Source organism: Agrobacterium sp. 16-2014-1-2a, from assembly GCF_053522705.1.
The window spans coordinates 1-25,046 of record NZ_JBNWBX010000001.1 but is presented as its reverse complement, the minus strand read 5'-3'; the positions used below and the strand labels follow the sequence as shown (position 1 = coordinate 25,046).

Genomic DNA, 25,046 nt, shown 5'->3' with positions numbered 1-25,046 from the left:
ATAAATCGCCAGAAACCGCGTCCAAGGCTCAAAAGCCTCGCCAACGTCTCGCCGTTTCGCGCGCATTTCCGGTTGTTTCCTTGACTTTCTGGCAATTTGGGCATATCCCCGCGCCAAGTCTTTGCAAGTGTCGCAGCGGCACGCAGGTATTCTTACCGAACCAGAACGGAAAAAGTTCTTCCTTTGACAACATTCTCTGATCTTGGCCTGAGCCAAAAAGTTCTTTCCGCTATTGCAGATGCCGGCTACACGACGCCGACACCCATTCAGGCTGGCGCAATTCCGCCCGCTCTCGAAAAGCGTGATATCTGCGGTATCGCACAGACCGGCACGGGGAAAACCGCATCCTTCGTTCTGCCGATGCTCACACTGCTGGAAAAAGGCCGCGCACGCGCCAGAATGCCGCGCACGCTGATCCTCGAGCCGACCCGCGAACTGGCGGCTCAGGTAGCCGAAAACTTCGAGAAATACGGCAAGAATCACAAGCTGAACGTCGCCCTTCTGATTGGTGGCGTTTCTTTTGAAGATCAGGACCGCAAGCTTGAGCGCGGCGCCGATGTTCTCATCTGCACGCCCGGCCGCCTTCTCGACCATTGCGAGCGCGGCAAGCTCCTGATGACCGGCGTTGAAATCCTCGTGATCGATGAAGCCGATCGCATGCTGGATATGGGCTTCATTCCCGATATCGAACGCATCGCCAAGATGATTCCCTTTACCCGGCAAACCCTGTTCTTCTCGGCCACCATGCCGCCGGAAATCCAGAAGCTTGCCGACAGGTTCCTGCAGAACCCGACCCGTATCGAGGTTGCCAAGCCCTCCTCCACGGCGAAGACCGTTACCCAGCGCATCGTCGCTTCGCACAACAAGGACTATGAGAAGCGCGCTGTCCTGCGCGATCTCGTCCGTGCCGAAGAAGCCGAACTCAAGAACGCGATCATTTTCTGCAATCGCAAAAAGGACGTTGCCGACCTCTTCCGTTCGCTGGATCGTCACGGCTTTTCCGTTGGCGCGCTGCATGGCGACATGGACCAGCGTTCGCGCACGACCATGCTGCAGAACTTCCGGGACGGTCAGCTGACGCTGCTGGTCGCTTCCGACGTTGCAGCCCGCGGTCTTGATATTCCCGATGTCAGCCACGTCTTCAACTTCGACGTTCCCATTCATGCCGAAGACTATGTCCACCGCATTGGCCGTACCGGTCGTGCTGGCCGTTCGGGCAAGGCCTTCACCCTCGTCACCAAGAGCGATGCGAAATATCTCGACGCGATCGAAAAGCTGATCACCGAGAAGGTCGAATGGCTGAACGGTGACCTGTCCTCCCTCCCCGCGCCCATGGAAAGCTTTGAAAGCAATACCGGCCGCCGGGGCACCAAGGAACGTGGCGGCAGAGGCCGCGACAGAAACCGTCGCGATGCACCTGCATCGCCGGTCGAAAACATCAATCAGGGTGCACAATCCACCACTGTGGATAAGGACATCGCCGCTCACGGAGAAGACAAGGTGAAGGCAGAACGCAGACCGGAAAAGACCCCGCGCAATTCCGAGCGCAACAGCCGCAACCTGAACCCGCTGCACGCCAATGACGACAACCGTGACCGTCGCCGCCATTACCGTGACCATGACGATGGCCCGACGCCTGTTGGTTTCGGCGATGACATTCCCGCATTCATGCTGATCGTGGCCAACGCCAAGGGCTGAGCCCCGACGGCCTGACGCAGGAAACAATACGCATGACGCCGACGATCAAGCCAGGACAAGATTTTCCAGGCGTCGGCGTTGGGCTTGCCATATTGCGTGATGGCCGCCTGCTTTTATGCCGGCGCTTGAAAGCGCCGGAAGCCGGATACTGGAATATTCCGGGCGGCAAAGTCGATCACCTTGAATCATCCCTCGCCGCAGCACGGCGAGAAGCTGAAGAAGAGACCGGGCTGACAATCGGCAAGGTCGAATTTCTCTGTCATAGCGAATATATCAATGTCGCAGACCGGCACCATTGGGTCTCGCTGATCTTCGTCACCCGCGACACGCAGGGTGAGCCGGTACTGACAGAACCGGACAAGCTTTCCGATATCGGCTGGTTCGACCCCGATAACCTTCCCGAACCCATCTCTGCCTTTGCAAAAGACGCGCTGGCTGCTCTGACGAAATAGAGTCGCTAGCGGACGGAAGCAGCATCAGCGCTGACCGGCGTGGGCTTTTCGCGGCACTCAACGGCGTCTTGAGCTTTACTAAAAACAGGCCTCGCCTGCGACAGACGCGACGCTCCTGCGCGATTTGCTTTCGGAAAACCCAATGCTGGAAGAATATCTTTTCGCGAAGCTTTTCGAATGCAATTTAAAATTGCTTAAATTAGCATCACATAAAAAACCGCCCCGGTTGCCCGAAGCGGTTTATACGTAATGAAAATAATAGAATATAGAATGTAATATAGTTTGGCAGTGCTTACGTTCGGAACACTTCCGAGGCTTGTTACAGCCAATTTCAGTCGTCCCCTGAAACACCTATATCTAATCTAACCATTTACTTTTCGTCAAGCAGATCTTCTCGCAAATGCGAAAAAAACATGGCAAAGCACAAATAAAGCGCAGGGAAATATGTATATTCTCTTTTTATATCAATAAATTAGATTAGTGGAAATAAAATGTGCATTTTATTGGGGTGCACTATAAAAGGCAAAATCGCAAACGCGCCCTTATAAAACTGTGCTTATACGCACTGCATGTTACAGTTTTATAAAGTAAAAATGCTCTAAACCATGACGAGCAGTACTTCCGCTCTTATGAAATTACAGAGTGAATTGCCGACCTTAAAAAAGATGAATCTCGGCAAAAAACAATCGCGCGCGATCACATCGAATATATACAACCATAACGCGTAATTGTAGACTGTTGTTTCAAATTGGATGAGTTGCGATCAAAACCGCCGTGCCGTGAACGATGATGTGCGATTATGATGGGTATCAGCGATTTTTCCTTTGGAAAACCAGTTGTTGCCGATAAACATCAAACCGGGACAACAGGATTTCGCGCACGTCATGCTTTCACTTCGCCTGCTAACGATCATCGCCGGTTTTGCCTTTGCGGGCTCAGCATGCGCGGCGTCGATCGGCATCGTTGCCCCACAGAACGGCCCATACGAACTGCTGGGGCAACAGGTTAGGCAGGGCGCGAAGGCCGCAGCCGCCAAGCTCGGGCTAGATGTCGTCGAAATCCATGAAAGCTGCGAAGACGGCAGCGGCGGCGCGATTGCCGATGGTCTCGTGGCCGCCAAGGTCAGCGCGGCAATCGGTTTTTTGTGCACGGAAACGCTTCAGGGCGTTCTGCCGCCTCTGAAGTCAGCCGCCATTCCAGCAATCACGCTTTCCAGCCGTGCCCCGATCCTGATGGAAGACGCTCTGAAATATAGCTGGCCGCTTTTCCGCCTAGCGCCATCGGACAAGGCCGAATCGGACCGGGCCGCAGAAATCATCCTGCGCGACTGGAAGGGACATTCCATTGGACTCGTGGATGATGGCACGATCTTCAGTCGCGATCTGGTAGATCGCATCCGTTCGGCGCTGGAGGAGAACGGGCTGAAACCGACACTCACCGATACGCTGCGCCCGGCACAGGAGCAACAGGTGGCGCTTGTACGCCGGCTGGGGCGCACCGGCATCACCCATGTCTTCATCGGCGCGGAACGCAACGACGTGGCGATTGTCGCCAGAGACGCCGGCTCCGAAAACATTCCGCTCACCATCATGAGCGGCGACGCCATGAATGCGGCAAACAACCCCGTGCCACTTGCGGCAAATGTGCTAGCGGTCACGCGCCCGGCCTATGACACATTGCCTTCGGCACAGGCCGTCGCCGGCGAATTGCGTGCCGCCAATATCGAGCCGGAAGGTTACGTCCTGCCCTCCTATGCGGCTGCGGAACTGACTGCGGCGCTTGCCGAAGCAGCCCAATCCCAAGGGAAACCCGCACCGGAGATACTGGCGAACGGTACCGTCTTCAAAACCGTGCTAGGCGATATCGCTTTCAACCCTTCGCATGAGCTTGCAGACAATCCCTATCGCCTGCAGCGCTGGAACGGCCAGCGTTTCGAACAGGCGGACAAGGCCGAAAGACAATAGGTGAAGCCGGTATCGCTGGAAATTCAGTAAGCCGCGGCTGAAAACCGGCGGCAACCGCGCGACAAGCCGTTTCAAACCCTGGTACTTGATGCTAAAGGCAGCTTACGCAACGCGTCGAGAGGAGTTTGCCCCATGTCCCTGCCCATCCGGATTGCACCGTCCATTCTGGCGTCCAATTTCGCCAAGCTGGGACAGGAAGTCGCCGATGTGACGGAAGCGGGCGCAGACTGGATCCACCTCGATGTCATGGACGGCCATTTCGTGCCAAACATCTCCTTCGGTCCTGACGTCATCAAGGCGCTCCGCCCGCACAGCAATGCCTTTTTCGACTGCCACCTGATGATTGCCCCCGTCGATCCCTACCTCGAAGCCTTCGCCAAGGCCGGCTGCGACGGCATTACCGTCCATGCGGAGGCAGGCCCGCATCTCCATCGCTCACTCCAGACCATCCGCACGCTCGGCAGGAAGGCCGGCGTAACGCTCAACCCCGCCACGCCGCTTTCGGTCATCGAAAACGTGCTTGACGATGTCGATCTCGTGCTGATCATGAGCGTCAATCCCGGTTTCGGTGGACAGAAATTCATTCCGGCCATGCTCGACAAGATCCGTGCGGCAAAGGCCATGATCGGCGACCGGCCGATCGAACTTGAAGTGGACGGCGGCGTGACGGCGGAGACAGCCGGCGCCATCGTCGCAGCCGGTGCCAACGCACTGGTGGCCGGTTCGGCCGTCTTCAAGGGTGATGGCGTCGCAGACTATCGCAAGACGGTTTCGTTGTTGCGCTCGGTGTCGGAAGCCGCCCGGTCCTGACCCGCCACAGCAGCCGGATACACCGGAGACGGGACGGCAGGACGTTTGGGTGGGGGCTTTGATGAACAGCGACAGGCGGAATTTCCACGACGTCATCCCGGCAGCGCTGTTTTCGCTCCTCGCTCCGCTTGTCTGGGCCGCCATCTCGGCAGCCACCGCTACCCTCGGCCTCTATCTCCGCAACCGGCTGGAAACCGACCATGCCGCCGATATCGCCGTTCTGTTCTTCTTCGGCGGTCTCCTGGGCTGGCCGCTGGCCATGGTTGCCTTGCGCTTCCTGCCCGCATCCACCAGCCTGCCGCTGCGTTTTGCGGCAAGCTGCCTTGCCATCGCTTTTTTCACGATCGCGGTGGCGGCGGCATTTTTCGCGCTCCAGTACCGCATCTTTTATGCGCAATGGCACGCGCCGGCATTTTCCCGCATCTGGTTTTTCCAGCAATTTTTCACCTCGCTTGGCGCGATCTACCAGTTCTGCATTCTCGGCCTCGGCCTCTATTTTCCGTTTGCCGCCATTCCGCTTGCGCTGGCAGGCGCAATCCTTTGCCGCCGTGCGCACAGAGCGCCACGCGTCCGTTCGGACGTACAACGGACGCTCTAGAATTTTGAATGTACGCATCGAGCCGATGCGCAGGCTTGATAGATTGAGATTCGCGGAACACTTTGCTAAACGGGCAGCAAAATTCCTCCACAAAGAAAGTCATTGCCATGATCCCTCGTTACTCCCGGCCGGAAATGGTCGCCATCTGGTCGCCGGAAACAAAATTCCGCATCTGGTTCGAGATCGAGGCGCATGCCTGTGACGCGCTGGCCGAACTCGGCGTCATTCCGAAATCGGCCGCACAGACCATCTGGGAAAAAGGCGGCAGCGCGACTTTCGACGTCGCCCGCATCGACGAGATCGAGGCCGTCACCAAACACGACGTCATCGCCTTCCTCACCCACCTTGCGGAATTCGTCGGTCCCGACAGCCGCTTCATCCACCAGGGCATGACCTCGTCCGACGTGCTTGACACAACCCTCAACATCCAGCTCGTCCGCGCCGCCGATCTGCTGCTGGCCGATATGGACCGCGTGCTGGCGGCGCTCAAGACCCGCGCTTTCGAACACAAGAACACGGTACGCATCGGCCGAAGCCACGGCATCCACGCCGAGCCGACCACGATGGGCCTGACCTTCGCCCGCTTCTACGCCGAGATGCATCGCAACCGCGAGCGTCTCGTCAATGCGCGCGCGGAAATCGCCACGGGCGCGATCTCCGGTGCTGTCGGCACCTTCGCCAATATCGATCCGCGCGTCGAGGAACATGTCTGCGCAAAGCTCGGCCTCGTGCCCGAGCCGGTCTCCACGCAGGTCATCCCGCGTGACCGCCACGCCATGTTCTTCGCCATCCTCGGCGTCATCGCCTCGTCGATCGAAAACGTCGCCATCGAAATCCGCCACATGCAGCGCACCGAGGTTCTGGAAGCGGAAGAGTTCTTCTCTCCCGGCCAGAAGGGTTCGTCGGCGATGCCGCACAAGCGTAACCCGGTTCTCACCGAAAACCTCACGGGCCTTGCCCGCCTGGTGCGCATGTCGGTCGTTCCCGCGCTTGAAAACGTGGCGCTCTGGCATGAGCGTGACATCAGCCACTCCTCCGTGGAGCGCGCCATCGGCCCCGACACGACAGTCACCCTCGATTTTGCGCTGAACCGCCTTGCCGGCGTCATCGAAAAGCTGGTGATCTATCCCGACAACATGCTGAAGAACATGAACAAGTTCCGCGGCCTCGTGCATTCGCAGCGCGTTCTTCTGGCGCTGACGCAGGCCGGCGTTTCCCGCGAGGACGCCTACCGTCTGGTGCAGCGCAATGCCATGAGGGTCTGGGAACAGGGTGCGGATTTCCTTGAGGAACTGCTGGGCGACCAGGAAGTGCGCGCCGCCCTTCCCGAAAGCGTCATCCGTGAAAAATTCGACCTCGGTTACCACACCAAGCACGTCGACACGATCTTCGCCCGCGTCTTCGGCAACGCCTGAGGCGAGGCTCCCGAAGTTAATGCCGTCGCGACCTTGATCGTGACGGCATGAAACCACAGATATGGGCCCATGAAAGTTTCAGAAGCAGATATTCTCATCGTACCGGGTTACACCAATTCCGGTCCTGACCACTGGCAGACACGCTGGGAGCGCAAGCTTTCGACAGCGCGCCGCGTCGAGCAGGCTGAATGGTCAAAACCGGTGAAGGAAGACTGGATCGCGCGGCTGGTGGAAGAGGTTAACGCCTCGACCAAGCCCGTTGTCATCGTCGCTCATTCGCTTGGTGTGCCGACCGTCATCCACGCCCTTCCGGAAATCGGCAAGAAGGTTGCAGGCGCGCTTCTGGTGGCGCCGCCGGATGTCGCCAATCCCGATATCAGGCCGAAACATCTGATGACCTTCGGTCCCTATCCGCGCGATCCCTTGCCGTTTCCGGCAATCACAATTGCCAGCCGCAACGATCCCTTCGGATCCTACGAACATGCCGACGATATTGCCGCCGCCTGGGGTGCGATGTTGGTGGATGCAGGCATGTCCGGCCATATCAACGCCGAGTCTGGCCATGGCCCCTGGCCCGAGGGTGGCATGGTATTTGCCCAGTTCCTGAGCCGCCTCAAGGTGAACGAGCCCTGACCATCGCGGCCAGCCGCTGAAGCCGGTCGATTTTCGGCCGGGCAACATTCTTCCGCCCGACACAAGAATTGAAGGGAAGATATGCGAGCCGCATTGTAGAATGCACTCTTTTCCTTTATGGGACCGCTCAAAGACAGAAACGCAACGCCACCAGAATCGGCGTGAACCAAGAGACCTGCCATTATGAACCGTCGCCGCCGTATTTACGAAGGCAAGGCCAAGATCCTCTACGAAGGTCCGGAGCCAGGCACGCTTATCCAGTTCTTCAAGGACGATGCGACTGCCTTCAACAAGAAAAAACACGAAGTCATCGACGGCAAAGGTGTGTTGAATAACCGGATTTGTGAATATGTTTTCACGCATCTGAACAAGATCGGCATTCCCACACACTTCATCCGCCGCCTCAACATGCGCGAGCAGTTGATCAAGGAAGTCGAGATGATCCCGCTCGAGATCGTCGTGCGCAATGTCGCCGCCGGCTCGCTGTCGAAGCGACTCGGCATCGATGAAGGCGTGGTTCTGCCGCGCTCCATCATCGAGTTCTACTACAAGTCCGACGAGCTGGAAGACCCGATGGTCTCCGAAGAGCACATCACGGCCTTCGGCTGGGCCAACCCTGCCGAGCTTGACGACATCATGGCACTGGCGATCCGTGTCAACGACTTCCTGTCCGGCCTGTTCTTGGGCGTCGGCATCCAGCTGGTCGACTTCAAGATCGAATGCGGCCGCCTGTTCGAAGGCGACATGATGCGCATCATCCTCGCCGACGAGATTTCGCCCGATAGCTGCCGCCTGTGGGACATCGAGACCCAGAAAAAAATGGACAAGGACCTGTTCCGCCGCGACATGGGCGGCCTCGTGGAAGCCTATTCCGAAGTGGCACGCCGTCTCGGCATCATCAATGAAAACGAACCGATCCGCGGCACCGGCCCTGTCCTGGTAAAGTAATTTCGGCCTCGTGAAATAATATCGGCCTAGCAAGGTAAAATCAGGAGAAGATCAGGTGATCAAGGCACGGGTGACTGTTACGCTGAAGAACGGCGTTCTCGATCCGCAGGGCAAGGCAATCGAAGGCGCACTCGGCAGCCTCGGTTTCGGTGGCGTCGGCCATGTCCGTCAGGGCAAGGTCTTCGATCTGGAACTGGAAGGTGCAGACAAGGCCAAGGCCGAGACCGACCTGAAGGCGATGTGCGAAAAGCTCCTGGCCAATACGGTTATCGAAAACTACTCTATCGCCATTCTCTAAAGCCGCAGGAGCCGCCGACCATGAAATCCGCTGTCGTCCAACTTCCCGGCCTCAACCGCGATCGCGACATGATCGCGGCACTCACGAAAATCTCCGGCAAGGCGCCCGTCACCATCTGGCAGACGGAGACGACTATCCCGGATGTCGACCTGATCGTCATTCCGGGCGGTTTTTCCTATGGCGACTATCTGCGTTGCGGTGCGATTGCTGCACGGATGCCGGTCATGCAGGCCATTCGCGAAAAGGCTGAACAGGGCGTCAAGGTTCTCGGCGTCTGCAACGGCTTCCAGATTCTGGTCGAAGCGGGCATGCTGCCGGGCGCGCTGATGCGCAACGCCTCGCTGAAATTCGTGTGCCGCGAAGTGAAACTCGAAGTCGTCAACAACGACACCGAATTCACCCGCGCCTATGACAAGGGTCAGGTTCTGCGCTGCCCAGTCGCCCACCACGATGGCAACTATTTCCTCGATACGGATGAGCTTAAGTCCGTCGAAGACAACGGTCAGGTCGTTTTCCGTTATGCAGATGGCACCAATCCGAACGGCTCGTTGAACGACATTGCCGGCGTCATCAACGCCAAGGGCAACGTTCTCGGCATGATGCCGCACCCGGAAAACCTGATCGAAGCTGCCCATGGCGGCAATGACGGCCGTGGCCTCTTCGCCTCGGCGCTTGGCGTTATCGCAGCCTGACAAGCGGGCGGGCCATCCCCGCCTGCCCTCTTCCCGATGATGCTTTTTATGGCTCCAGTTTTTGGCCCTTACCTTGGATGACGCGATGAACCGCCTGCTCCGTTCCCACGCCCCGAAGGCCGCTGGATTGCTTCTCGCCGCAGCAGCGCTTGCTGCGTGCCAGCCCAAGCCGCAACCGGCATCGTCCTCCGCATCCCGTGCGGCATTACCGACGATGGAGCGAATCGCGCTTGGCGCCAATGCCTGCTGGTTCAAATCGGGCGATCCGGCGTTCAAGGCCTATCGCCTGGCGCCCGAACTCAACTCCTTCTCGGGCCGTCCGCGCATTCTGCTCGTACCGCGCAACAGCCCGGAATCGCGCCCGATGCTGGTTATTCAGGCAGAAGGCAACCCGGCAAAGCTCGACGCTTTCGGCCCCGTTATGAACGAAGCCATCTCCGGCCGCATCGCAACCGACGTCAAACGCTGGGCGAATGGCGGCAAGGGCTGCTGATCGGGCAAAACTGCGCTAAAAGCCGGCCAAATACAAAAAAGACCCGCCGACGCCGGTTGGGACTGGCGTGGCGGGCCTGCCGAATGGCTGTTCAGGCACCGGGGAAAGATGGCGCCGCTCTCCGGCAGAAAATCAAAGCGGCCGCGACGGCCATGAAAACAGCTGCGATCTCGCGGCCTCCTTCAAGGCCTCGTCCCGCGTAACGCCGATATCGTCCAGAAGATCGTCGGACAATTCCCGCAAGGCAAGCCGTCCCTGACGTTTGCCATGCCAGTTGGACAATCCCGCAATCAGGCGGCCAATAAGCGTGTGAGCGATCCGGGCCGGAAAGGGCGACGGTGCGACCATGTCGCCGGTATCGCGGAACACGCGTTCCCGTTCGTAGCCGTCAGGATAAAGCGTATCCGCTGTCGAAAGGTATTGATCCATCTTGCGCATATTGCACCTATTGTCTCCGTGCGTTTGATCTCATTGACTGCATCCGATAAATACAATTGACTTGCGGACAGATACAATGCATAAATTGTCACCATGACAAATTGGCTTCCTGATATCACCGAGGGCAACGGCCCCATCTACCTTCGACTCGCGGACAAGATCGAAGGCGCAATTTCGGATGGCATCTTGCAGGCCGGGTCGAAATTGCCGCCGCAACGCAATCTCGCTTTCGATCTGGGCGTTACAATCGGTACAATCAGCCGGGCATATGCCCTAATCCACGAACGCGGCCTTGTCAGCGGCGAAGTCGGCCGTGGCACCTATGTCAACGAGCGTAAGGCTGCCGCCCCGTTATCACACGTGGAACCGACGGCATCGGCATTCGGCGGCACGCGCTACGCGGTGGACACCAGCGCCGAATTCCGCCTGAACACCACGGCTGCTCCCGATGTCGGGCAGAGCGCGCTGGTCAGCAAACACGTCGAGGCCGTGACGAGAGAGCATCCGTTCGAAATTTCCAACTACACCCGCTCCTTTCCCGACAACTGGTGCATGGCGGGCGTTCGCTGGCTTTCCCAGAATGGCTGGTCGCCGAAACCGGAAAACATCGTTTCGACGCTTGGCGCCCATGCTGCGGTGATGAGTGTGGTAACGGCAATGACCGCGCCGGGCGACCGTATCGTTTTCGAACCCCTCACCTATTCCCATATCAGCCGCAGCGCCGCCCTTGCCGGACGGCGGGTGACACTGGTGGAAGTGGATGAGAAAGGCATTATCCCCGATGATTTCGAGCGCGTTTGCGCCCAACAGCATCCAAAGATGATCTTCCTGATGTCGGCGGGCCAGAACCCGACCTGCGCCACCCTGCCCGAGGAGCGGCGGCGGGCGATCGCCGATATCGCCCGCAGATACGGCGTATGGATCGTGGAGGACAATCTCTATGGCGCCATGACGCGGGATGCGATCCCACTCATTGCGGAATTCGCGCCCGATCTTACTTTCGTCGTCGGCGGCCTGTCGAAATCCGTTTCCGCCGGCGTCAGGGGTGGCTGGGTCGCCTGCCCGGCGCAATTCGCCTCGAGAATTCGCATTTCGCATTCGATGATAACCGGCGGACTGCCGTTTATGCTGGCCGAACTGAATGCACGCCTCGTCAACAGCGGCGACGCAGACGACATCCGCAAGGACTGTATCGCCGAGATCAACCAGCGCGAGGCCCTCGCCAGACGCATCTTTGCGGGGCTGGAATTCAACTCCCTGCCGGACATCGCCTTTCTGTGGCTGAGGCTGCCTGAACCGTGGCTGTCTGGAACCTTCCGCAGCGCTGCCATGAAGGAAGGTGTGCTGATAGACGACGAGGACGAGTTCAAGGCCGGGCGCACGGAGAAGGTTTACCACCGTGTCCGCATCAGCCTTTCCGGGCCGTCAAACCAGGAAGAACTGAAGCATGCCCTGGGTATCCTGCGGCATTTGCTCGACAATGGTTCAGCCGGCTACGAAAGCGAGGCGTGAGCGGGAACGAGTCTTTCCTGCAACACGCCCCCTAATTCAGTAACTCATTATTTACCACGCCGACGAATCTGCCATCCTTTCCCTACTTCGGAGCGGGGAATGATTCGATGGCAGCATTCAGTTCCATATCCGCCAGGGCATTTGTTGCTCTCGCGATGGTTTTCGCAGCATGTGTGTTGAGTGACATGACGCCGGCCGCCGCCGCAGACGGCACGGTGTTCGATGAATTGCGTTTCGGGGTCACAACCTCGCTTGCCGATCGCAATGGTGGCGGCGAAGATGGTGTATTCCCGGCCTTCACAGCCTATTTCGATCCTTTCGCGAGCGCCTCGGCGGTCACCTTTGGCGAAAAACTTGCCCGACCGCGTCTGCATCTGGGTGCGGAAATCGGCACCGAGGGCGAAGCAAATACCATTTACGGCGGTATCAACTGGACCTTCGACCTCAATCCGAAGATTTTCGTCGACCTCGGCTTTGGCGGCCTGTGGCATGACGGCAGGCTGCGAAACGGTCCGGGCGAAACTGGCGCGGAATTCGGTTGCCGCGTGCTTTTTCATGAATATGCCGCCATCGGATATCGCTTCAACAGCAACTGGAATATTTCGACCCAGATCGAACATGCCTCCCATGCCAATCTGTGCGATGGCCCCAATGACGGGCTGACGCGCGTCGGACTTATGGTCGGCTACAAGTTCTGAATAACCCAACAAAGCAGCGTTTTGCTGGCAAAACTGCGCATTTTCCTGTCGCACGGAGAGGCCTCTTGCGCTAAAGAACCGGAAACTTTCCTCGGCTCGAACCGCGTGAGACCTATGTCGATTCCAAACTCCATCAAGATCACCCCGGAACTCGTTGCATCCCACGGGCTGAAGCCCGACGAATACCAGCGTATCCTCGACCTGATCGGACGGGAGCCGAGCTTTACCGAGCTTGGCATTTTCTCGGCCATGTGGAACGAGCACTGCTCCTACAAGTCCTCCAAGAAATGGCTGAAGACCCTGCCCACCACGGGCCCGCGTGTCATTCAAGGCCCCGGCGAAAATGCCGGCGTGGTGGATATCGATGATGGCGACTGCGTCGTCTTCAAGATGGAAAGCCACAACCATCCGTCCTACATCGAGCCCTATCAGGGTGCGGCAACCGGCGTCGGCGGCATCCTGCGCGATGTCTTCACCATGGGCGCACGCCCGATCGCAGCCATGAATGCGCTACGTTTCGGCGCACCCGACCATCCGAAAACCCGCCACCTCGTGGCTGGCGTCGTCGCCGGTGTCGGCGGTTACGGCAACTCCTTCGGCGTGCCGACCGTCGGCGGCGAAGTGGAATTCGATCCCCGCTATAACGGCAACATCCTCGTCAACGCCTTTGCCGCCGGACTTGCCAAGTCCGATGCGATCTTCCTTTCGGAAGCCAAGGGCGTCGGCCTGCCGGTGGTGTATCTCGGTGCGAAGACCGGCCGCGACGGCGTCGGCGGCGCGACCATGGCCTCTGCCGAATTTGATGAGTCGATCGAAGAAAAGCGCCCAACCGTTCAGGTCGGCGACCCCTTCACCGAAAAGTGCCTGCTGGAAGCCTGCCTCGAGCTGATGAAAACAGGTGCGGTCATCGCAATTCAGGACATGGGTGCCGCCGGCCTTACCTGCTCGGCCGTCGAAATGGGCGCCAAGGGCGATCTCGGTATCGAACTTGATCTCAACGCCGTACCGGTGCGCGAAGAGCGCATGACGGCCTACGAAATGATGCTGTCGGAAAGCCAGGAGCGCATGCTCATGGTTCTCGAGCCCTCCAAGGAAGAAGTCGCCAAGGCGATCTTCGTCAAATGGGGCCTGGACTTCGCCATCGTCGGCAAGACCACCGACGACCTGCGTTTCCGCGTGATCCATAATGGCGAGGAAGTCGCCAACCTTCCGATCAAGGATCTCGGTGATCAGGCTCCGGAATACGACCGCCCGTGGACGCCCGCCAAGGTTCAGGCTCCGCTTGCGGAGAACGACGTTCCTGATGCAGACATTGCCGACGCATTGGTGTCGCTGGTCGGTTCGGCCAACAACTCTTCGCGCCGCTGGGTCTACGAGCAGTATGACACGCTGATCCAGGGCAATTCCCTGCAGCTGCCAGGTGGCGATGCCGGCGTTGTCCGCGTTGAAGGCCATGACAAGAAGGCGCTCGCCTTCTCCTCCGACGTGACACCGCGTTATGTCGAGGCAGACGCCTTTGAAGGCGGCAAGCAGGCCGTGGCCGAATGCTGGCGCAACATCACCGCAACCGGCGCTTTGCCGCTCGCGGCCACCGACAACCTCAATTTCGGCAATCCGGAAAAGCCCGAGATCATGAGCCAGCTCGTCCATGCCATCAAGGGCATCGGCGAAGCCTGCCGCGTACTGGAATTCCCGATCGTTTCCGGCAACGTCTCGCTCTACAACGAGACCAACGGTCAGGCGATCCTGCCCACCCCCACCATCGGCGGCGTTGGCCTGCTGAAGGACTGGGGCCGTATGGCGCGCATCCGCTTTGCCGCCGCGGACGAAGTGGTGCTGCTGGCGGGGGCGCCTGCCGGTCTTGGCACCCATATTGCGCAGTCCGTTTACATGCGCGACGTGCATGGCCGCATCGATGGCCCCGCACCGCATGTCGATCTGGAAGCTGAAAAGAGAAATGGCGATTTCGTCCGTGCCCTTATCGCAGACGGTCTTGCCACAGCGGTTCACGACTGCTCCTCGGGCGGCCTGGCTCTCGCGGTTGCCGAAATGGCAATTTCCTCCGGCATCGGCGCGACGATCGACGCGGTCGAGGGCCATAATCCCGTCCTCACCTTCTATGGCGAAGATCAGGGCCGTTATGTGCTGACCGTCAAGAAGAGCGATCTGGATGAAGTGCGCGCGGCAGCGAAGGCAGCGGGCGTTTCCTGCCCGGCGATCGGCGTCACCGGCGGCTCAAGCGTAAAGCTGGGCACGGCACGCGCTATCGAGATTAAAGAATTGCACTTGGCCTATGAATCGTGGTTTCCTCAATTCATGGATGGCGAAACTCTAATCGCCGCAGAATGAATTAAGGAGATACACCATGCCCATGAAACCCGGCGACATTGAAGACATGATTAAGGCGGGAATTCCCGGGGCAAAGGTCACGATCCGCGATCTGGCCGGTGATGGCGATCATTACGCGGCGGAAGTCGTCGCGGATGCTTTCAAGGGCAAGACCCGCGTGCAGCAGCACCAGATGGTCTATGACGCGCTGAAGGGCAATATGGGCGGTGTTCTGCACGCCCTTGCCCTACAGACCTCGGCTCCCGAATGACTGCGCCCGGAAAAGCGTCTCCGGCAGAACGGTTTCCCTGTCCTTGCCGCTGTAACGCTTGAAGCCATGGATTGAAAAAGGCCCGCGTGAGACTGTCACGCGGGCCTTTTATTTTGCGGCAAATGGTGCGTGCCGCTTACAAAACAGGTGGCTGCTGCGATTCCAGATCGGCAAAGGAGGCAGCCGGCAACGGCCCAGCCGTCAGCAGGGTAAAATCGTAACCGGACTTGCGGTCCGGCCCCAGAACATATTGCCGGTGCATGCGCAGGAAGTTGCGCTTGTTCTTTTTGTAGCGGTCGGGTGAAAGCGAGTGCTTGAAACGGATCGGCACGATCTTCGGCTGCGGCGCATCCTTGTGCCCGGTCAGCGCCACGGTGTTGCAGCGGTAGAGGTGGATCGGATCCGTCAGGCACTGGATATCGAACCATGTCACTTCAGGGTGACGCGCAATCACGCCGACGCTCTGGCGAAGCCTGTCCGCACTCGACAGCAGCGCGCATTGCAGCGCAGCGCCACCGAGGGTCGCAAAGGACAGCTTCCGGCCATCCAGCGCATCTGGCCGCAGTTCCAGCACACGACCTATCACGGCGAGCGCCAGGCTGGCGCCCATGCTATGCGACACGACCAGAACCTCCTCAGACGGCTGCACCAGCGCCTTGAGAACGAGGGTTGCCTTCTCTTCGATCCAGTTGCGGGCAATCGGCTCATCGCGCCCTACGGCAAGCGCAAAGCGCCAATCGGCATAAAGATGCAACGTATGAAACCGCTCGGCGAAAGGCAGAAACGCCTTCACGAAGAACAAGACCGAAGCGGGAAGACTGATCGCAAGCAACCAGAGCGGCAAACCGAACAGCCATGGCGAGAGCGCGATCCCCGCCGTAAGTGCACCACCCACCAGCATCAGCAGAAACGGGAAAATGAAGAACAGGCCGAAACGCCAGGCATGACGGAGGTAACGCCCTGCCCCACCTTCCGCGACGATACCGGCCGCAGCCGCAAAGCCTAGTGCGATCTGCCGCCAGAGTGGCGCATCCCGCAGGCGCGATATCACCGCATTGTGGTCGTAGACGAAGATGGTGGAACGCGTCCGCCAATCGCCCGCCGAGGCCTCAACCGAGAATGTTTCGCCAGCCGGCGAGTTCTCCAGCGCACCCACGGTATAATTGACACCCCACGTCTTGCCGGCAAGCGCTGCCGCCCGCTGATAGCGCAGATGATGCGCAGCCGCATCGAGCGGATCGAAGCCAGGGAAATAAAGAACAAGTCGTGACTTGACGGTCGGCATGCATAAACCCTCGGGCTGGAGACACCCGAAAGGATCGCTTGATACAGTGGGCGATGCACGTATAGTAAAAAACGCGACGGAAATATGATTTATTTGTTGCGAGGGAATTTTGTCTGGGATCGTCGATCAATTGCTAAACGGCGTCGTCAAAGGCGCTCTGTCCGAAGTCCTCGCCAAGACAGGCCTTCGCAAAACCCGCCGCATCCGCCGCCGGACCAAAAGTAACACGTCCCTCGCAGGCGGCATTGTCGGCTCCGTGCTGGAAGCGGCAATCAAAGCAGCCGTCAAACCCAAGCCGGCCAAAAAACAGGTGAGCAAAAGACGCACCGCCGCCGCCCGCAGCAGACAGCGGCTTCGATGATGCATCACCTCAGCGTGCTTCCCACCTTTTTGGTGTTGGCGATTTCGGGGCCGCTACAAGGTGCCGCAGAGGTTAAGAGCAGCAAAGAGATCAAGATCGGCTTCGTCGTGGAGCTTGATGGTGCTGATCGGATATCCGGCACAGCCTTCTGCAAAACCGGCAACACCTGCCGCCTGGTGGACCAGAAAAGTCCAAAACTAATTATCGATATCAAAGCGGGTCGCTTCTCTAGCGAGATCGAAATCAAGTGCAAGGATGACTGCTCACTAAATAGCGGGCACGAAACCATGACGTTCGACAACAAACAGGAACTCAATATTTATAACGGCAGATCAGGTCCGATAATAAAATCAGTCTTCAGGCGGCGGGAGCCTATCGGGAAGATAATGCTCAACTTTTCTTACCCGCCCGGGACGACGCGCTGGTAGCGGGGTTGCGACCTTCACTTAGCGATACCACACCAGCGCATTTTTTACGCTTCCCGGGTGGAAATCGCGCCGCGACATGTTATTTAGGGACAAAGTCAAAGCAGCGGCCTTGAACCGCATGTGAAAGGAATAGGCCTATGAGCGGCATTCACGATATGATCGACAGCGAAGTGAAGAGCAACGACATCGTTCTTTTCATGAAGGGCACCCCGCAATTTCCGCAATGCGGTTTTTCCGGTCAGGTCGTACAGATCCTCGATTATCTCGGCGTCGACTACAAGGGCGTCAATGTGCTCGCCGATGCCGACATCCGTCAGGGCATCAAGGATTATTCCAACTGGCCGACCATCCCGCAGCTCTACGTCAAGGGCGAATTCGTCGGCGGCTGTGACATCGTAAGAGAGATGTTCCAGTCCGGTGAACTTCAAAATCACTTCCAAGAACAGGGTATCAGCGTCCGCGGCGCGGCCTGATTTCGGCCGGTTCATCCGGCCCACCCTGATTGTCAGAAAACTTATGCCAGGCGTTGCTTCATGCAACGCCTTTGCCGTTCTTTTTGGGGCAATCCTGTGACAGAACTTTCACAATCCACCACTTCGCGCGCCGTTTCGATGGGGCGCACGGAATTCATCGCGCTTGCCGCGATGCTGATGGCGCTGAATGCGCTTGCCATCGACATCATGCTTCCCGGCCTTCAGGAAATCGGCGCGTCACTTGGCGTCGTGAATGAAAACCACCGTCAATACGTCATTTCCAGCTATCTTCTAGGCTTCGGCATTGCCCAGCTTCTGTACGGACCGATCTCGGACCGTTTCGGGCGCCGCAAGCCGATGCTCGTCGGGCTGGCAATCTACATCGTTTCGGCTATTGCCGTCGTCTTCGTACCGTCATTCACTGGCCTGCTGGTTCTGCGCTTCATTCAGGGCATCGGCTCTGCGGCGACGCGCGTCATCACCATTTCGATCGTGCGCGACATCTATGGCGGCCGTCAGATGGCGGAAGTCATGTCGCTGATCATGATGGTATTCATGGTCGTTCCGGTCATCGCACCCGGCACTGGCCAGATCGTGCTGTTTTTCGGTGACTGGCACCTTATCTTCGCCTTCATGGCCGGAATTGCCGCCGTCGTGACCGCCTGGATGTATTTCCGCCTGCCGGAAACCCTGCATGCCGATGACGTCAGGCCTTTCACGGTTCGTTCGATCCTCGGTGGCTTCAAGATCGTGCTCACCAACCGTATTGCGCTCTGTTACACGCTCTCCAGCACATTCATCTTCGGTGCGCTGTTCGGCTTCATCAATTCCGCCGAACAGGTCTATAAGGGCATCTACGGGCTGGGCGCATGGTTTGCGGCCGCTTTTGCGGGCGTCGCCCTGTTCATGGCCTTCTCGTCCTTCATCAATGCAAGGCTTGTCGGCAGGTTTGGCATGCGCAAGCTGTCGCACGGGTCGCTGCTCGGCTTCATCGCCATCACCTTCGTGTGGCTGGTGGTACAGATGGTCGGGCCGGAACCGATGCCCTTTGCGATCTTCATCGTGTTCTTCGCGCTTGCCATGTTCCAGTTCGGCTGGATCGGCTCGAACTTTAACTCGCTCGCCATGGAGCCACTCGGCCATGTCGCCGGCACGGCCTCGTCCGTCATTGGCTTCATGGGAACCGTCGGCGGTTCGCTGATCGGTGCCGTTATCGGTCAGGCTTTCGATGGCACGGCGCTGCCAATGGTAGCCGGCTTCTTCGCCGTCTCCATTATCGGCCTCGTCTTCGTGCTGATCGGAGAAAAGGGCGTGCTGTTTCAGGCCCACAACAAGCCGACGCACTAAGGGCAGACAGACAAATAAAAAGGGCGCGGAACTCGGTTCCGCGCCCTTTTTGTTGATAAAAGCTGAACTTCACTAAACCGTGAAAATCTTCTCGCGCAGCAATTCCCATGTCTCCTGATCAGGCGCAAGCAGCAGGCCACCCTCAAGGTGGCGCGGCAGGTAAGGCGAGCCGTCGAAACGGGCGGCGTAGGCGCCCGCTTCCTGCGAAAGCAGGGTGCCAGCGAGATGATCCCAGGGCATAAGCTTGTTGTACATCAGGAAATGCATGTGGCCGCCGCAGAACACGCGGTATTCATGCGCAGCACAACGGTAGCTGGTGAAGAGCCGCACATCCGCGAGGTTCATGAGAATCTTGCGACGGGTCTCCACGTCAAAATAACCGGTGTTGGCGATGCCGACCATCTGCGACAGTGCCGGTGCGGGCACGACGGACATCTGCGTCTGCGAACCATCGGCGGCACAAAGCCATGCGCCGGAACCCTTTTCGGCAATCGCCCAGTCATTGCCCATCGGATCGAAGATGAGACCGGCAACGGTCTCGCCCTTGGAGATGACGCTCATCATCACGCCAAACAGCGGCAGGCCCGACGCGAAGTTGTAGGTGCCGTCGATCGGATCGACCACCACGGCAAGATCCGCATCCGCAAGCTTGCCAAGCAGCGAGGCATCCGCCGCAACGGCCTCTTCACCGATGAACAGCGCCTGCGGCATGATTTCCTGCACGCGGGCGCGGATCAGCCGCTCAGCAGCCTCGTCAGCCTCGGTTACGAGGTCTATCGCCTCGCTCTTTATCCTGACGTCGCCCTCACCCAGATTACGGAACCTCGGCAGGATTTCCACTGCCGCCGCCTCCTGAAGCGCATTGGCGAGAGAGGCGATGTCGAGTTCGATAGCCATGGGCGATATCCTTCTATTTAAGCATCAATATTATAAGGCCACGATTTCCCGGCGCAGCATCTTCCAGCTTTCCTTGTCGGGTGCCGACAGGATGCCGCCTGTCGTCTGTCCTGGCCGGTAGGGCGTATTGTCGAAACGGGCCGTGTAGCCGCCCGCTTCATGATGAATGAGAACGCCGGCGAGATGATCCCAGGGCATCAGCTTTTCGTGGCCGATGAAGTGCAGCTTGCCAGTCGAGGCAAGCCAATATTCATGAGCCGAGCAATTGATTGAAAGCGCCATCTTGATCTTGGCCATATTGGCGGCGATCACCGGGCGGCGATCTTCATGGCTGTGACCCCAGGAAAATATGCCGACCATTTCGGACAATGGCACGGGATCGGCAACCTTGAGCCTTGCCTGTGAGCCGTCCTTGCGATGGAGATAAGCGCCCTCGCCTTTGAGAGCAAGGATGGTATCACCCATGACAGGATCGTGGATGATGCCTGCGACCGTCTCACCCTTGACGGTGACGGCGAGCAGCGTGCCGAAAGCTGGAAAACCGGAAGCATAGTTGAAAGTGCCGTCGATTGGATCGATCACGAAAGCAAATGGTGCATCGGCAAGGGCAGGAATAACGGATTGATCCGCGTCATAGGCCTCTTCGCCGACAATATGGGCCTTCGGAAACCGTTGCAGAAGAGCGGCGGTTATCGCCTTTTCCGTCAGAATATCCGCCTCGGTGACGAGATCGACGGCAGAGGTCTTTTCGGAAATCGCGCCTGCGTCGAGATTGCGGAAGCGGGGCATGATTTCCTGGCGGCCGGCAGCGGCAACGGTGGAAATCAGAAAGTCGATATCTTTATCGGAAAGGGTCATCGCTAAGGGCACTTCTTCATAAGGGAGGGCTGGCCTCCGTACGCTCTTCAGGTGACGCCCCGGTGACAGAAAGCGCCGAGAAATCAAAAAGCTTCGGGTCGAGCAGATGCGATGGATTGACATGGGCAAGCGCCCGCAGCATCACGTCCTTGCGGCCCGGCATACGCCTTTCGATGTCAGCCAGCATCTCCTTCATGGCATTTCGCTGAAGCCCGTCCTGCGAGCCGCAGAGGTCACAGGGAATGATCGGGAATTCCATCGCCGCCGCGAATTTCGCCATATCCTCTTCGGCGCAATAGGCAAGCGGGCGCAGCACCATCAGGTCGCCCTCGTCGTTCATCAGCTTTGCCGGCATGCCAGCCAGACGGCCGCCATGGAAGAAGTTCATGAAGAAGGTCTCGAGAATATCCTCGCGGTGATGGCCGAGCACGAGCGCGTCGCAGCCCTCTTCCCGCGCAATACGGTAGAGATTGCCGCGCCGCAGCCGCGAACAGAGCGAACAATAGGTGCCACCCGCCGGCACCTTTTCCTTCACAACGGAATAAGTGTCGCGATATTCGATGCGATGTGCGACGCCGATCTTCGCCAGATATTCCGGCAGGACGTGCTTGGGGAAATTCGGCTGGCCCTGATCCAGATTGCAGGCAATGAGTTCCACGGGCAAAAGGCCGCGCCACTTCAGATCAAGCAGCAGCGCCAGAAGGCCGTAGCTGTCCTTGCCGCCGGAAAGGCCTACCAGCCAGCGCTTCTGGCCGTTCAGCATGCCAAAATCCCCGAAGGCCTGACGTACATTGCGCAACAGCCGCTTGCGCAGCTTGTTGAAGGAGACAGAACGGGGTGCCGCGTCGAACAGCGGATGCGAAGCGCCATTTTCTCCGGCCAGGTCCTGATCGGCCTCGACCTCATCTGCGATGCTGGTGACAATGTTCATGATTAGCCCGCTCTGGCATTCAGCCATTTTCAATGCAGGAAATGCCCGCATCCGCCCGCAATATCAAGCCCCGAATACCGACCAGCCGGTTTTCGTCGCCAGCATTTCCAGCGCATGCGACCCAAGCGCCGAATTGCCGACCTTGTTCAGACCCGGCGACCAGACCGCAATCGACGCCTTGCCCGGCGCGACTGCCATGATGCCGCCGCCCACGCCGCTCTTGCCCGGCAGGCCGACATGATAGGCGAAATCGCCCGAACCGTCATAATGGCCGCAGGTCAGCATCAGCGCATTGATGCGCCGCGCGCGTCGGTCTGACACAACAGTATGACCACTCAGCGGATTTCGGCCGCGATTGGCAAGGAAAAGACCGGCCCGTGAAAGCTGCGCGCAGGTCATGGACAGCGCGCACTGATGAAAATAGACGCCCAGCGTATATTCAACGGGGTGATGCAGATTGCCGAAGGACCGCATGAAATTGGCAAGCGCGAAATTGCGGAAACCCGTCGCCTGCTCGGATTTCGCCACGGTGTCATCAATGCTGATCGTGTCATCGTCAGCGAGATAACGGACGAAACGCAGAAGCTCGCCAATCGCCTCGCGCGGCTGGTGGCCGGAAAGAACGATATCCGTCACCACGATGGCACCGGCATTGACGAAGGGATTGCGCGGAATGCCGTGCTCATGCTCCAGCTGGACGATGGAGTTGAAGGACGACCCCGACGGCTCACGCCCCACCCGGTTCCACACCGTCTCGCCCGCTTTGCCGAGCGCCAGCGTCAGCATGAAGACCTTGGAGATGCTCTGGATCGAAAACGGCGTGAGCGCATTGCCAGCCGTATAGGTGGTTCCGTCGACAGTGGTGATGGCGATACCGAACTGGTTCGGATCGACCTTGGCGAGTTCCGGAATGTAATCCGCAACCTTGCCCTCGCCCAGGCGCGGCACCATGCTGTCGTAAATGGAATCGACGATCGCCTGAATGTCCTGCATGCAAAGCCTTCCCCAGCAAACAAAAAAGCCGCCCCGAGGGGCGGCTTTCTCAATACTGAAACGCGCCGATTAACGCGAGTAGAATTCGACGACCAGATGCGGTTCCATGACGACCGGGTACGGAACGTCAGACAGAGCCGGGATGCGAGCATAGGTCGCAACCATCTTGTTGTGATCGACTTCGATGTAATCAGGAACGTCGCGTTCTGCGAGCTGAACAGCTTCGAGAACGGTCACCAGCTGCTTGGACTTCTGGCGAACTTCGATAACGTCGCCCGGCTTGCAACGGTAAGAACCGATGTTGACGCGAACGCCGTTAACCGTGACGTGGCCATGGTTGATGAACTGACGCGATGCGAAAACGGTCGGAACGAACTTGGCGCGGTAGACGATGGCGTCCAGACGCGACTCGAGCAGGCCGATCAGGTTCTCGGAGGTATCGCCCTTGCGACGGTTTGCTTCGTCGTAGGTGGCGCGGAACTGCTTTTCGCGCAGTTCGCCGTAGTAGCCCTTGAGCTTCTGCTTGGCGCGCAGCTGCGTGCCGAAGTCGCTCATCTTGCCCTTGCGGCGCTGGCCGTGCTGGCCCGGGCCGTATTCGCGGCGGTTTACCGGGGACTTCGGACGGCCCCAGATGTTTTCGCCCATACGGCGGTCAATTTTATACTTAGCCGATTCGCGCTTGCTCATCGTATTTCCTTCTCAATAGGTTATGCCGGTTTGTTGCCAAACCGGTTTGAGGAAACACGCCCTCCTCTGAAGCCCGTTTCAGGACCTCTGACAGGTTTCTCACATGCGAATGGAGAGACCACGGGACATGTCGGTGATGTTGACCGCCGAACGTCAGCTTATAAACTGCAAGGCAGTCAACGAAACACACCGGACATGACTGCCCGGCGTTGGGGCGGCTTCTAAACACGTTTTACAAATTTGTCAAACAAAGCCCGCCGCTTTTTTCTCGAACCACCCCTTGAAAAGCTGGAAGGCCCACCCACTTCTAAGCCGTAATCAGGACTCGGGCCCCTCTGGCGTGTTACCGGACAACACGCGATGTCGAGTCTCTTGAAGGTTGGGGCCCACGTTTATTCCTGATACGCGTCCCCATCCGCAAAGCCAACCTCGTCCGGCTAAAGGTTGACTGATGGAGTTCCTCCTCAACGATTTTCTCGGTACCCCCACATGGATGTGGGCGGTCTTCATTTCTCTCGTCCTTGGCCTCTTGGCGCTCGATCTCGGCGTGCTGCACAAGAATTCCAAGGAAATCGGCATCCGCGAAAGCTTGCTGATGTCCGGCTTTTATATCGCCATCGGCTTGGCCTTCGGCGGATGGATCTGGTACCAGTCCGGTGAACAGCCAGCGATGGAATATGTCACCGGCTTCGTGGTCGAAAAAAGCCTCGCCATGGACAATATCTTCATCATCGCGATGATCTTCTCCTATTTCGCCATTCCCCGCCAATATCAGCACCGCGTGCTGCTATGGGGCATCCTCGGCGTGATCGTTCTGCGCGGCATCATGATTGCCGGCGGCGCCGCCATTGTCGAAAACTTCCACTGGGTGCTTTATCTCTTTGCGGCCTTCCTCGTCTTCACGGGCCTCAAGATGCTGTTTTCATCCGACCATGACGAGAACGACATCGGCAATAACCGCATCCTGAAATTCCTGCGCAGCCGCCTTCCGGTAACGGAGAAGCTGCATGGCGAGAAATTCTTCGTCAAGGAGACCGATGCTGCCACAGGCAAGCTTAAGACCTTTGTGACGCCGCTGTTCCTTGCGCTCATCATGGTCGAAATCGCCGACCTTATCTTCGCGGTCGATTCGATCCCGGCGATCTTCGCGATCACCACCGATCCGTTTATCGTCTACACCTCGAACATCTTCGCGATCCTCGGCCTGCGCGCCCTCTATTTCGCACTTGCCGCCCTGATCCACCGCTTTGCCTATCTGAAATACGCGCTGGCTGCGGTTCTGGTCTTCGTCGGCTCGAAGATTTTCGTCGCGGATATGCTGGGCATCGCCAAGATCCCGCCCGCCGTCTCGCTCGGCGTCACCGTCGCCATCCTCGCAACCGGCATCATCGGTTCGCTCATTGCGACGCGCAAGGAAACAAAGGCTATCGAGTAATGATTGACCTGCCACTGAGAATTTCCTCCAGAATGGATTAGAGTTCGGCCCATTAAAGGACGGACGCATGAAGAAGCAGCGATTTACGGAAGAGCAGATTATT

General features: G+C 58.4%; 27 protein-coding genes. 20 read left to right on the top strand and 7 right to left on the bottom strand.

The window, feature by feature from the left end; translation table 11 throughout:
* Positions 1 to 183: 183 nt before the first annotated feature.
* The 11 genes from ACQZ45_RS00135 (at position 184) to ACQZ45_RS00085 (ending at position 10,001) form a co-directional block, all read left to right on the top strand.
* A complete protein-coding gene (locus tag ACQZ45_RS00135; RefSeq protein ID WP_111802482.1) occupies positions 184 to 1,698 on the top strand; it encodes a DEAD/DEAH box helicase in 1,515 nt (504 codons plus the stop codon).
* A 32-nt stretch (positions 1,699 to 1,730) separates the two neighbouring features.
* Positions 1,731 to 2,150: an NUDIX domain-containing protein gene (locus ACQZ45_RS00130; RefSeq protein WP_003515990.1), complete on the top strand. Its 420-nt coding sequence runs from the start codon at positions 1,731 to 1,733 to the stop codon at positions 2,148 to 2,150.
* Positions 2,151 to 3,034: 884 nt separating this feature from the next.
* Positions 3,035 to 4,114, top strand: a complete 1,080-nt coding sequence (locus ACQZ45_RS00125; protein WP_050923875.1) for a branched-chain amino acid ABC transporter substrate-binding protein — start codon at positions 3,035 to 3,037, stop codon at positions 4,112 to 4,114.
* A gap of 132 nt (positions 4,115 to 4,246) precedes the next feature.
* Positions 4,247 to 4,924: a ribulose-phosphate 3-epimerase gene (rpe, locus tag ACQZ45_RS00120; RefSeq protein ID WP_003515995.1), complete on the top strand. Its 678-nt coding sequence runs from the start codon at positions 4,247 to 4,249 to the stop codon at positions 4,922 to 4,924.
* A 61-nt stretch (positions 4,925 to 4,985) separates the two neighbouring features.
* Positions 4,986 to 5,522 (top strand): hypothetical protein, encoded by a 537-nt coding sequence (locus ACQZ45_RS00115; RefSeq protein ID WP_003515997.1) that lies wholly within the window; start codon positions 4,986 to 4,988, stop codon positions 5,520 to 5,522.
* Positions 5,523 to 5,629: 107 nt separating this feature from the next.
* Entirely contained in the window at positions 5,630 to 6,937 is a 1,308-nt protein-coding gene (purB, locus tag ACQZ45_RS00110; RefSeq protein WP_003515998.1) for an adenylosuccinate lyase, read from the top strand.
* 69 nt (positions 6,938 to 7,006) lie between these two features.
* On the top strand, positions 7,007 to 7,570 hold the full coding sequence (locus tag ACQZ45_RS00105) for an alpha/beta hydrolase (protein WP_003516000.1): 564 nt from the start codon (positions 7,007 to 7,009) through the stop codon (positions 7,568 to 7,570).
* A 183-nt stretch (positions 7,571 to 7,753) separates the two neighbouring features.
* Positions 7,754 to 8,518 (top strand): phosphoribosylaminoimidazolesuccinocarboxamide synthase, encoded by a 765-nt coding sequence (purC, locus tag ACQZ45_RS00100; RefSeq protein ID WP_003516002.1) that lies wholly within the window; start codon positions 7,754 to 7,756, stop codon positions 8,516 to 8,518.
* Positions 8,519 to 8,573: 55 nt separating this feature from the next.
* Complete coding sequence (purS, locus tag ACQZ45_RS00095) at positions 8,574 to 8,816, top strand: phosphoribosylformylglycinamidine synthase subunit PurS (RefSeq protein ID WP_003495372.1); 243 nt, start codon at positions 8,574 to 8,576, stop codon at positions 8,814 to 8,816.
* A gap of 20 nt (positions 8,817 to 8,836) precedes the next feature.
* Positions 8,837 to 9,508: a phosphoribosylformylglycinamidine synthase subunit PurQ gene (gene purQ / locus ACQZ45_RS00090; RefSeq protein WP_003516005.1), complete on the top strand. Its 672-nt coding sequence runs from the start codon at positions 8,837 to 8,839 to the stop codon at positions 9,506 to 9,508.
* 85 nt (positions 9,509 to 9,593) lie between these two features.
* Complete coding sequence (locus ACQZ45_RS00085) at positions 9,594 to 10,001, top strand: hypothetical protein (protein ID WP_003516006.1); 408 nt, start codon at positions 9,594 to 9,596, stop codon at positions 9,999 to 10,001.
* Between the two features lie 132 nt (positions 10,002 to 10,133).
* On the opposite strand, the gene ACQZ45_RS00080 is transcribed toward ACQZ45_RS00085, so the two are convergent.
* Positions 10,134 to 10,439, bottom strand: coding sequence for a DUF1127 domain-containing protein (locus ACQZ45_RS00080; protein ID WP_003516008.1), 306 nt, complete (start codon positions 10,437 to 10,439; stop codon positions 10,134 to 10,136).
* A 93-nt stretch (positions 10,440 to 10,532) separates the two neighbouring features.
* Here ACQZ45_RS00080 and ACQZ45_RS00075 point away from each other — a divergent pair, with 93 nt between their 5' ends.
* The 4 genes from ACQZ45_RS00075 to ACQZ45_RS00060 all read left to right on the top strand — a co-directional run bounded on the left by ACQZ45_RS00075 (position 10,533) and on the right by ACQZ45_RS00060 (position 15,248).
* Complete coding sequence (locus tag ACQZ45_RS00075) at positions 10,533 to 11,951, top strand: aminotransferase-like domain-containing protein (RefSeq protein WP_113291072.1); 1,419 nt, start codon at positions 10,533 to 10,535, stop codon at positions 11,949 to 11,951.
* A 107-nt stretch (positions 11,952 to 12,058) separates the two neighbouring features.
* Positions 12,059 to 12,649 carry an acyloxyacyl hydrolase gene (locus ACQZ45_RS00070; RefSeq protein WP_003516010.1) on the top strand — a complete coding sequence of 197 codons (591 nt, stop codon included), beginning with the start codon at positions 12,059 to 12,061 and terminating at the stop codon, positions 12,647 to 12,649.
* Positions 12,650 to 12,763: 114 nt separating this feature from the next.
* A complete protein-coding gene (gene purL / locus ACQZ45_RS00065; protein ID WP_111790318.1) occupies positions 12,764 to 14,998 on the top strand; it encodes a phosphoribosylformylglycinamidine synthase subunit PurL in 2,235 nt (744 codons plus the stop codon).
* 16 nt (positions 14,999 to 15,014) lie between these two features.
* A complete protein-coding gene (locus ACQZ45_RS00060; protein WP_003516012.1) occupies positions 15,015 to 15,248 on the top strand; it encodes a BolA family protein in 234 nt (77 codons plus the stop codon).
* A 136-nt stretch (positions 15,249 to 15,384) separates the two neighbouring features.
* Here ACQZ45_RS00060 and ACQZ45_RS00055 read toward each other — a convergent pair whose 3' ends face one another.
* Positions 15,385 to 16,533 (bottom strand): hypothetical protein, encoded by a 1,149-nt coding sequence (locus ACQZ45_RS00055; protein WP_448742105.1) that lies wholly within the window; start codon positions 16,531 to 16,533, stop codon positions 15,385 to 15,387.
* 109 nt (positions 16,534 to 16,642) lie between these two features.
* Here ACQZ45_RS00055 and ACQZ45_RS00050 point away from each other — a divergent pair, with 109 nt between their 5' ends.
* The 4 genes from ACQZ45_RS00050 to ACQZ45_RS00035 all read left to right on the top strand — a co-directional run bounded on the left by ACQZ45_RS00050 (position 16,643) and on the right by ACQZ45_RS00035 (position 19,142).
* On the top strand, positions 16,643 to 16,894 hold the full coding sequence (locus ACQZ45_RS00050; RefSeq protein ID WP_013636391.1) for a hypothetical protein: 252 nt from the start codon (positions 16,643 to 16,645) through the stop codon (positions 16,892 to 16,894).
* Positions 16,891 to 17,322 (top strand): hypothetical protein, encoded by a 432-nt coding sequence (locus ACQZ45_RS00045; protein ID WP_003516022.1) that lies wholly within the window; start codon positions 16,891 to 16,893, stop codon positions 17,320 to 17,322. The genes ACQZ45_RS00050 and ACQZ45_RS00045 overlap by 4 nt, the downstream gene beginning before the upstream one ends.
* A gap of 137 nt (positions 17,323 to 17,459) precedes the next feature.
* The gene (gene grxD, locus ACQZ45_RS00040) at positions 17,460 to 17,795 is read left to right on the top strand and encodes a Grx4 family monothiol glutaredoxin (RefSeq protein ID WP_003516034.1); all 336 of its coding nucleotides are present in this window, start codon (positions 17,460 to 17,462) and stop codon (positions 17,793 to 17,795) included.
* Between the two features lie 138 nt (positions 17,796 to 17,933).
* Positions 17,934 to 19,142: a multidrug effflux MFS transporter gene (locus ACQZ45_RS00035; RefSeq protein ID WP_026331057.1), complete on the top strand. Its 1,209-nt coding sequence runs from the start codon at positions 17,934 to 17,936 to the stop codon at positions 19,140 to 19,142.
* Positions 19,143 to 19,214: 72 nt separating this feature from the next.
* On the opposite strand, the gene ACQZ45_RS00030 is transcribed toward ACQZ45_RS00035, so the two are convergent.
* The 5 genes from ACQZ45_RS00030 to rpsD all read right to left on the bottom strand — a co-directional run bounded on the left by ACQZ45_RS00030 (position 19,215) and on the right by rpsD (position 23,508).
* On the bottom strand, positions 19,215 to 20,039 hold the full coding sequence (locus ACQZ45_RS00030; protein ID WP_003516036.1) for an inositol monophosphatase family protein: 825 nt from the start codon (positions 20,037 to 20,039) through the stop codon (positions 19,215 to 19,217).
* A gap of 30 nt (positions 20,040 to 20,069) precedes the next feature.
* On the bottom strand, positions 20,070 to 20,897 hold the full coding sequence (locus ACQZ45_RS00025) for an inositol monophosphatase family protein (protein WP_013636393.1): 828 nt from the start codon (positions 20,895 to 20,897) through the stop codon (positions 20,070 to 20,072).
* 16 nt (positions 20,898 to 20,913) lie between these two features.
* On the bottom strand, positions 20,914 to 21,828 hold the full coding sequence (gene ttcA / locus ACQZ45_RS00020; protein WP_003516038.1) for a tRNA 2-thiocytidine(32) synthetase TtcA: 915 nt from the start codon (positions 21,826 to 21,828) through the stop codon (positions 20,914 to 20,916).
* A 63-nt stretch (positions 21,829 to 21,891) separates the two neighbouring features.
* Positions 21,892 to 22,821, bottom strand: a complete 930-nt coding sequence (locus tag ACQZ45_RS00015; RefSeq protein ID WP_003495341.1) for a glutaminase — start codon at positions 22,819 to 22,821, stop codon at positions 21,892 to 21,894.
* A gap of 69 nt (positions 22,822 to 22,890) precedes the next feature.
* Complete coding sequence (gene rpsD / locus ACQZ45_RS00010; protein ID WP_003516040.1) at positions 22,891 to 23,508, bottom strand: 30S ribosomal protein S4; 618 nt, start codon at positions 23,506 to 23,508, stop codon at positions 22,891 to 22,893.
* A gap of 451 nt (positions 23,509 to 23,959) precedes the next feature.
* Between rpsD and ACQZ45_RS00005 the strand changes: the two genes are divergently transcribed.
* Positions 23,960 to 24,943, top strand: coding sequence for a TerC family protein (locus ACQZ45_RS00005; RefSeq protein ID WP_013636395.1), 984 nt, complete (start codon positions 23,960 to 23,962; stop codon positions 24,941 to 24,943).
* The last annotated feature ends 103 nt before the right edge of the window (positions 24,944 to 25,046 follow it).

Coding starts and splice junctions, on each gene's coding strand:
- ACQZ45_RS00025 (WP_013636393.1), bottom strand. CDS start 20,897: ATGACCCTTTCCGATAAAGATATCGACTTTCTGATTTCCACCGTTGCC.
- ACQZ45_RS00045 (WP_003516022.1), top strand. CDS start 16,891: ATGATGCATCACCTCAGCGTGCTTCCCACCTTTTTGGTGTTGGCGATT.
- ACQZ45_RS00105 (WP_003516000.1), top strand. CDS start 7,007: ATGAAAGTTTCAGAAGCAGATATTCTCATCGTACCGGGTTACACCAAT.
- ACQZ45_RS00030 (WP_003516036.1), bottom strand. CDS start 20,039: ATGGCTATCGAACTCGACATCGCCTCTCTCGCCAATGCGCTTCAGGAG.
- grxD (WP_003516034.1), top strand. CDS start 17,460: ATGAGCGGCATTCACGATATGATCGACAGCGAAGTGAAGAGCAACGAC.
- ACQZ45_RS00075 (WP_113291072.1), top strand. CDS start 10,533: ATGACAAATTGGCTTCCTGATATCACCGAGGGCAACGGCCCCATCTAC.
- ACQZ45_RS00125 (WP_050923875.1), top strand. CDS start 3,035: ATGCTTTCACTTCGCCTGCTAACGATCATCGCCGGTTTTGCCTTTGCG.
- purQ (WP_003516005.1), top strand. CDS start 8,837: ATGAAATCCGCTGTCGTCCAACTTCCCGGCCTCAACCGCGATCGCGAC.
- ACQZ45_RS00080 (WP_003516008.1), bottom strand. CDS start 10,439: ATGCGCAAGATGGATCAATACCTTTCGACAGCGGATACGCTTTATCCT.
- purC (WP_003516002.1), top strand. CDS start 7,754: ATGAACCGTCGCCGCCGTATTTACGAAGGCAAGGCCAAGATCCTCTAC.
- ACQZ45_RS00005 (WP_013636395.1), top strand. CDS start 23,960: ATGGAGTTCCTCCTCAACGATTTTCTCGGTACCCCCACATGGATGTGG.
- ACQZ45_RS00060 (WP_003516012.1), top strand. CDS start 15,015: ATGCCCATGAAACCCGGCGACATTGAAGACATGATTAAGGCGGGAATT.
- ACQZ45_RS00055 (WP_448742105.1), bottom strand. CDS start 16,533: ATGCCGACCGTCAAGTCACGACTTGTTCTTTATTTCCCTGGCTTCGAT.
- ACQZ45_RS00130 (WP_003515990.1), top strand. CDS start 1,731: ATGACGCCGACGATCAAGCCAGGACAAGATTTTCCAGGCGTCGGCGTT.
- purL (WP_111790318.1), top strand. CDS start 12,764: ATGTCGATTCCAAACTCCATCAAGATCACCCCGGAACTCGTTGCATCC.
- ACQZ45_RS00035 (WP_026331057.1), top strand. CDS start 17,934: ATGGGGCGCACGGAATTCATCGCGCTTGCCGCGATGCTGATGGCGCTG.
- ACQZ45_RS00015 (WP_003495341.1), bottom strand. CDS start 22,821: ATGCAGGACATTCAGGCGATCGTCGATTCCATTTACGACAGCATGGTG.
- rpsD (WP_003516040.1), bottom strand. CDS start 23,508: ATGAGCAAGCGCGAATCGGCTAAGTATAAAATTGACCGCCGTATGGGC.
- ACQZ45_RS00070 (WP_003516010.1), top strand. CDS start 12,059: ATGGCAGCATTCAGTTCCATATCCGCCAGGGCATTTGTTGCTCTCGCG.
- ACQZ45_RS00115 (WP_003515997.1), top strand. CDS start 4,986: ATGAACAGCGACAGGCGGAATTTCCACGACGTCATCCCGGCAGCGCTG.
- rpe (WP_003515995.1), top strand. CDS start 4,247: ATGTCCCTGCCCATCCGGATTGCACCGTCCATTCTGGCGTCCAATTTC.
- ACQZ45_RS00085 (WP_003516006.1), top strand. CDS start 9,594: ATGAACCGCCTGCTCCGTTCCCACGCCCCGAAGGCCGCTGGATTGCTT.
- ttcA (WP_003516038.1), bottom strand. CDS start 21,828: ATGAACATTGTCACCAGCATCGCAGATGAGGTCGAGGCCGATCAGGAC.
- purB (WP_003515998.1), top strand. CDS start 5,630: ATGATCCCTCGTTACTCCCGGCCGGAAATGGTCGCCATCTGGTCGCCG.